This is a genomic window from Chryseobacterium sp. SN22, assembly GCF_008329705.1.
GTDB lineage: Bacteria > Bacteroidota > Bacteroidia > Flavobacteriales > Weeksellaceae > Chryseobacterium.
Genome location: NZ_VTSX01000006.1, coordinates 181,131 through 188,085 on the forward strand (window position 1 = coordinate 181,131; position 6,955 = coordinate 188,085).

General features: G+C 42.9%; 5 protein-coding genes. 1 reads left to right on the plus strand and 4 read right to left on the minus strand.

What is annotated here, in order from left to right; genetic code table 11:
- Positions 1–145: 145 nt before the first annotated feature.
- The 4 genes from FY557_RS05790 to FY557_RS05805 all read right to left on the minus strand — a co-directional run bounded on the left by FY557_RS05790 (position 146) and on the right by FY557_RS05805 (position 5,557).
- Positions 146–2,407 (minus strand): glycoside hydrolase family 3 C-terminal domain-containing protein, encoded by a 2,262-nt coding sequence (locus tag FY557_RS05790; RefSeq protein WP_149246343.1) that lies wholly within the window; start codon positions 2,405–2,407, stop codon positions 146–148.
- A gap of 419 nt (positions 2,408–2,826) precedes the next feature.
- The gene (metQ, locus tag FY557_RS05795; protein ID WP_149246344.1) at positions 2,827–3,636 is read right to left on the minus strand and encodes a methionine ABC transporter substrate-binding lipoprotein MetQ; all 810 of its coding nucleotides are present in this window, start codon (positions 3,634–3,636) and stop codon (positions 2,827–2,829) included.
- A gap of 243 nt (positions 3,637–3,879) precedes the next feature.
- Positions 3,880–4,536 (minus strand): methionine ABC transporter permease MetI, encoded by a 657-nt coding sequence (metI, locus tag FY557_RS05800; protein ID WP_149246345.1) that lies wholly within the window; start codon positions 4,534–4,536, stop codon positions 3,880–3,882.
- Positions 4,529–5,557, minus strand: a complete 1,029-nt coding sequence (locus FY557_RS05805) for a methionine ABC transporter ATP-binding protein (RefSeq protein ID WP_149246346.1) — start codon at positions 5,555–5,557, stop codon at positions 4,529–4,531. Before FY557_RS05805 ends, metI begins: the two co-directional genes overlap by 8 nt.
- Before the next feature lie 650 nt (positions 5,558–6,207).
- Here FY557_RS05805 and FY557_RS05810 point away from each other — a divergent pair.
- Positions 6,208–6,955, plus strand: a 748-nt coding sequence (locus tag FY557_RS05810; RefSeq protein WP_149246347.1) for a VOC family protein, incomplete at its 3' end; no start/stop codon positions are given.

Genomic DNA, 6,955 nt, shown 5'->3' on the forward strand with positions numbered 1-6,955 from the left:
TGAGGCTTCCCTCATCCAGCCCGTTAATCGGGGGTATCCGGATTTAGTTTATTAATAATATAGATTCGGCCTATTACCATTACCAAACAAAATACCCGGACAAAAGCCCGGGTATCTACGTTTTAGAAATATATATAAGTAAAAATTACTTCAGGGTAAACTTCACCTTTGTTTTGATGGCATCCGATGAATTTCCGATCTGTGCTTCAAAATCTCCCGGCTCTGCTACCCAATCGTGTTTCTGGGCATCGAAGAAACTTAAAGCCGTTTTGTCGATGGTGAAACTGACTTCTTTCTGTTCTCCGGGATTTAAATATACCTTTTCGAAACCTTTCAGCTCTTTGGCAGGTCTCTGTACCGAAGCCTTCGGATCTGAAATGTACAGCTGGGCGACTTCTGCACCAGGTCTTGTTCCTGTATTTTTTACCGAAACCGTAAAAGTGATGGTGTCATCCTGGGACATCGTTTTCTTATCGGCTTTAGCCTTTCCGAACTCGAAAGTGGTATAGCTCAACCCATGACCGAAACTGAACAAAGGCTTGATCTTTTTGGTGTCATGCCAACGGTAACCTACCAGGATCCCTTCATTATAAGTAATGTTAATCGGATTTTTCTGGTCTTTGCCTTTGTCAGCAGCCAATTCTTCCTTATTTCCCGGATATTCTCCCAGCTGATGGGCCGAATTGTCTTCCAGCTTCACCGGGAAAGTGAACGGCAGTTTTCCCGACGGGTTTGCATCGCCGGCAAGAACCGAAGCAATGGAATTTCCGGCTTCGGAACCCAGGTACCAGGCCTGAACCACGGTCGGAACCTCTTTGATCCACGGCATCGCTACAGCGTTTCCTGAAACCAGAACCACCGCCAGGTTTTTATTGGCTTTGGCAAGAGCTGAGATGACGTTATCCTGGTTGTAAGGCAATCCGTAACTTTTACGGTCGTTTCCTTCGCTGTCCTGGAAGTCCGCTTTGTTCAGTCCGCCTACGAAAATCACATAATCGGATTTTTTGGCCAGTTCCACCGCTTCATTCAGCAGTTCCTGCGGAGAGCGGGTATCTTTCAGGTCCTGTCCGGATTTTACCCCGTTATATTCGCCGCCGATGTCGCCCACGTAACCACGGGCATACTGTACTTCCGACTGTTTTCCAAACCGGCTCCTGATACCGTCCAGCGGGAGGGTTTCATATTCTACTTTTAATGAAGAAGACCCGCCGCCGACCGTCATGATCTTGATGGCATTTTCTCCGATCACCGCAATTCTTTTGGCTTTACTGAGATCAATAGGCAGTACATTCCCCTGATTTTTCAGCAATACAATTCCTTCTTCCCCGATTTCTTTGGCGACTGCTTTGTGCTCTTCCGAAACAATATTCCCGAACGGCTTGTTACGGTTCATGGTTGTTTTATAAGCAAGGTTCAGCAGCCGGGTCACTTTATCATCCAGTTCTTTGGTTCCTACTTTTCCTGATTTAATTAAATCCAGGTAAGGTTTTGCCAAATAATAATTATCATAAGCATTTTTGGTTCCGGCCGAAAGCCCGTTGGTCCAGCTTCCGAATTCAAGATCCAACCCGTTGTGGATGGCCTGTTCGGTATTGTTGACGGCACCCCAGTCGGAAACCACAACGCCTTTGTATTTCCATTCGCCTTTTAGAATATCGTTTAAAAGATATTGGTTCTGGCTGGCATACTGGCCTTTATACATGTCGTAAGCGCCCATGATCGTCCAGGAATCGCCTTCGGTAACCGCAGCTTTAAAAGGAGGCAGGTAGATTTCATACAATGTCCGGTCATCCACTTTCACATTGCTCGTATGGCGGAACATCTCCTGATTGTTCAGGGCAAAATGCTTTACCGAAGTCGCCACGCCATTCGACTGTACGCCTTTGATGTAAGGAACCACCATTTTTGAAGTTAAATACGGATCTTCACCCATATATTCGAAATTTCTTCCGTTCAGCGGGGTACGGTAAATATTCACGCCCGGCCCCAGAAGGATATCTTTTTTTCGGTAGCGCGCTTCCTCGCCGAGTGCTTTCCCGTAATTCCATGACATTTTTTTGTTCCACGTTGCAGAAAGCGCCGTAAGGGCAGGATAGGCAATAATGGAATCGTTGGTCCACCCCGCCTGGTTCCATTCGTCCCACATTACCTCCGGGCGTACCCCGTGCGGGCCGTCGGTCGTCCAGAATTCAGGAATCCCCAGTCTCGGAACTCCCGGCGAACTGAATTTCGATTGCGCATGGAGCATCGCTACTTTTTCCTCCAGGGTCATTCTGGACAGCGCGTCCTGAACACGCTGCTCGACAGGTTTTGTTTCATCCAAATAAACAGGAAGTGTTGTATCTTGAGCCATATAAGAAGCAGAAATAAGTGTAAATAAACTTACAATGGCGGTTTTCTTTAACATAAAATCCTTTTTTGATTGGTAACAAAAATAGCAAAAATATTTATAGTCTCAAATTGAGAAAATAAATATTTAAATAAATGGTTATTAATGACCAGCTCATTTTTATAAATTAAAATCCAGTTTTTTAAAGAAATTGGGAGTGCCGAAGAAATGCCTTACGATAGAATAGAATAGAATAGAATAGAATAGAATAGAATAGAATAGAATAGAATAGAATAGAATAGAATAGAATAGAATAGAATCCTGTTAAAAAAGAAAAGGATAAAATCTCATGAACACAACCAGACGCTGAAATAAACCTGTATGCCCTAAAAAAGCAGACAGGCGAAAGCCTGTCTGTACGGAATAAACATAATATTTTCCAAGTAAATAGTTTTAATAAAATAAAAAATTACATGTACTATTCATTAATGCTCCGATCACCATCCTTTCACGGCGCCGCCTTTAAAAATCTCTTCCGCTTTTTTAGCAACGGCATCCGATTCGTAGGCTTTTACAAAATTCTTCACTTTCTCCGAGGTTTTATTATCTTCTCTGGAGACAATGACATTCATGTACGGTGATTCTTTATCTTCTTTGAAAATGCCCTGCTTATCGGCATCCAGTCCGGCCTGGGCGGCAAAATTATTATTGATGATGGCGATCACTACTTCTTTATCGTCCAGCACTCGTGGCAGTTGAGGGGCCTCGATTTCCAGGATTTTCAGCTGTTTCGGGTTGTCGGCAATATCCGTCACCTTGGGCAGCAAACCGATGCCGTCGCGTAATTTCAGCAAGCCGTTTTTCTGCAGTAAAAGGAGAGACCGGCCGCCGTTGGTAGGATCATTAGGGATCACCACCGTACTTCCGTTCTGAAGCTCGCTGATGTTTTTTATCTTTTTGGAGTAGGCCACGATCGGGTAGACAAAAGTATTTCCGACTACCGCGAGTTTATAACCCCTTTGTTTCGACTGCTCCGTTAGATACGGAACATGCTGAAAGGCATTCGCATCGATATCCCCGTTATTCAGTGCTTCGTTGGGGACCACATAATCGTTGAAAGCCACCAGCTCCACCTCAAGATTGTACTTTTCTTTGGCTACTTTTTTAGCGGCCTCGGCAATTTCCTGTTCCGGCCCCGAAGTGATGCCGACGCGGATAAAATTCGGGTCATCTTTCTTTGAGGAATTACAGGCTGAAAACAACAGCAGAAACACTGCTAAAAAACTTAAAATCGTTATTTTTTTCATTGTTAATTATTTTTCATACTTAAAAGGCGAAAAAGGAAAGGTTCTTTAATAAATTGGGCTTCACCTTTGTGGGTTCCTTTTCCGCCGGTCGGTGGCCGGATCTCCGGACCACCATACCATTTCACATTCACACTATTTCAAAGCGCTCACACACTTACTAATTTATATCGATTCTTTATACACAAAAACCCTTATACCCACATACTCTTAACTCCTCAACCCACAAAAGCTCCAACCTCACCCTCAACGGTGGTCAAACCGCTTGGCCAGACGGTCTCCCGAGAACTGAATGATAAAGACAAGCGCTACCAGCAACCCGAGTACAAGGTTCATAATCACGGCATCATACCCGATGTACCCGTACTGATACCCGATCTGCCCCAGACCGCCGGCTCCCACGGCACCTCCCATCGCCGAATAACCGACCAGGGTAATCAGGGTAATCGTAGCATTATTGATGAGGGAAGGCAAAGCTTCCGGCAACAGGATTTTCCGGATAATCTGAAGAGGTGTGGCACCCAGTGCCCTTGCGGTTTCAATCAGTCCATTGGGAACTTCCAGCAGGCTGTTTTCGACAAGTCTTGCAATAAACGGAGCGGCGCCGATGCTTAAAGGAACCAGCGCAGCATTCATTCCGATAGAAGTCCCGACCAGGCTTCTGGTAAAAGGAATCATCCACACGATCAGGATAATGAAAGGAATAGACCTGAAAATATTCACCAGAACAGACAAGATCCTGTTGTAGATGGTATTTTCCAGCAGTTGCCCTTTTCTCGTTAAAAACAGCAGGATTCCCACCGGAAGACCTAATACAAAACCGAAAAATCCCGACACAAAAGTCATAAAAACTGTCTCCCAAACTCCCTTCGACAAAAGGGAAATTACCGTTTCACTAAGCATAGCCTCTTATTGTATTTTGAATTTTATTCTGGTTGAAATAATAGATGGCCTGCTGGTTTTTCTCTTCTTCACCCTGAAGCTGCAGCAGCAGTTTTCCGAAATTGGAATCCCCGAGATACTCTACATCGGCTTTCAGGAGCTTGTATGGGATTTTATACTTTTCATACACGATGGAAAGCAGATCTTCAACGGAAATATGTTCATTCAGTTCAACTTCAACAAGCGGGAACAGGCCTGCCTGCGGTTCTTTCTGTATTTTTTTATTCAGTTCTTGGGGTATGGTCATAATACCGGAGTTTAAAAATTGTTTGATAATCGGATGTTTCTTGTTGGAGACAATCTCTGTCAGGCTTCCTTTAATTAAGAGTTTTCCTTTGTCGATTACAGCAACATGGTTGCAGACGGATTTAATGACTTCCATTTCATGGGTAATCAGCAGGATCGTGATGCCCAGCCTTTGGTTGATATCCCTCAGCAGCTGCAGGATCGATTGCGTGGTTGCCGGATCCAGCGCGCTCGTGGCCTCATCACAGAGCAGGAGATAGGGATCATTGGCTAGGGCCCTTGCAATGGCCACCCTTTGTTTCTGCCCGCCCGAAAGGCTTTTGGGATAATCCTGGGCTTTATCTTCCAGGCCTACGATCTTCAGAAGTTCATTGACTTTTTGATGAATAGCGGTTTGGTCAGCACGGTCAAGCTCCAGGGGGAGCGCAATATTTTCAAAAACCGTCCGGGAAGACAGCAGGTTGAAATGCTGGAAAATCATCCCGATCTTTTTGCGTTCTTTGGCCAGCTGCCGGGAATTCAACTTCGTAAAATCTTTTCCGTTAATGATTATTTGGCCCCGGTCAGGCTTTTCCAGCAGGTTCACCGTCCGGATGAGGGTGCTTTTCCCTGCACCCGAAAACCCGATGATGCCTACAATATCACCCTGCTCAACACTCAGGCTTATATCATCCAGAGCTTTGAAAGACTGCTTTTTCTGATGAAAGGTTTTTGAAATATTCTTGATTTCTATCATTTTTTGATCCTGTTCTCGTTAAAATAAAAAAGGCTTTACAACGTGGTAAAGCCTTTAAAAATATGTCATATAAAAGTAAGGTCAACCACCGCAATTCTGTATGTCAGGCATACAGCAATACATCATCATATTGATGGTATGCTTTCTAATGGATGGATTTTTGAAAACTGACTTCATTTTATTTTATGTCCTGATTACGGTGGCAAAGATAAGGCATAAATTTATTTTAGTCCACTAAAAAAGTAGACTTTTTGTAAATATTTTTAATTATTCTGTTTAAGTTATTGTTTTTCAGGGCTTTTATTTTTTTTTTTATATAATAAAATATAATTAATGATTGAAATAAATCAACTTATTTCTTGTATCATTACAGTTTTTCATGGCCAGATAAACATAACTGCTTTGATTCTCGGCTTAATAGAATGAATCTCTTTATATACTTTGATAAAATTCTTTTAAGATTAATTGCCGGCCTCATTAAAGCGGAATATATTTACTGTTTTATCCCTCCGGAGAAATAGCATCTGTATAGTAATGAAAGTATGGCGTGCTTGCCATATTAATTTTAATCCATACCATCATTTATTAAACTAGTTCAATGTGCAGGAATTCTTGCTGCCATAAATTTGTCGTATAAAAATTAAAACAAAATGGAAAACCGAATATTAGGACTGCACCACATTACAGCAATTGCAGACAATGCGAATAGAAATTTAGCTTTTTATACTCAGGTTTTAGGACTGAGATTGGTAAAGAAAACCGTTAACTTTGATGATCCGGGAACGTATCACTTTTATTTCGGGAACGAAGAAGGAACCCCGGGAACGATTTTAACGTTCTTTCCTTGGGAAGGCATCGGGAAAGGGACGAATGGTTCAGGTTTGGCAACCCATATCGGATATTCTGTCCCGAAAGGAAGCCTGGCGTTTTGGAAGAACAGATTTCAGCAGTTCAATGTAAGTTTTGAAGAAGGGGAAATTTTTGGTGAACAACTGATTTCATTCCGGGATCCCGACGGTTTACAGATTCAGTTTATCGAGCCTTCAACAACGGACGACAGAAAAGTATGGACAACCGATGATATCAAAGACGAAAATGCCTTGAAGGGTTTTCACAATATCACTTTAACATTGAAAAAAGCCGACCCGACGATTAAGGTTTTAACTGATATTTTCGGATATGATCTGCAGAAACAGGAAGGTGAAAGGTACCGTTTATCAACTGATGCCATTGAAACGGCCAATCTCGTTGATATCATCGAGAACGATAACATCCAAACAGGCAGAAATGCAGCAGGAACCAATCACCACGTGGCTTTCAGAGTAAAGGATGACCGGGTTTTAATGGAATTCCGTGAAAAAGTAAGGTCTGCAGGTCTGAATATCACTCCGAAAATAG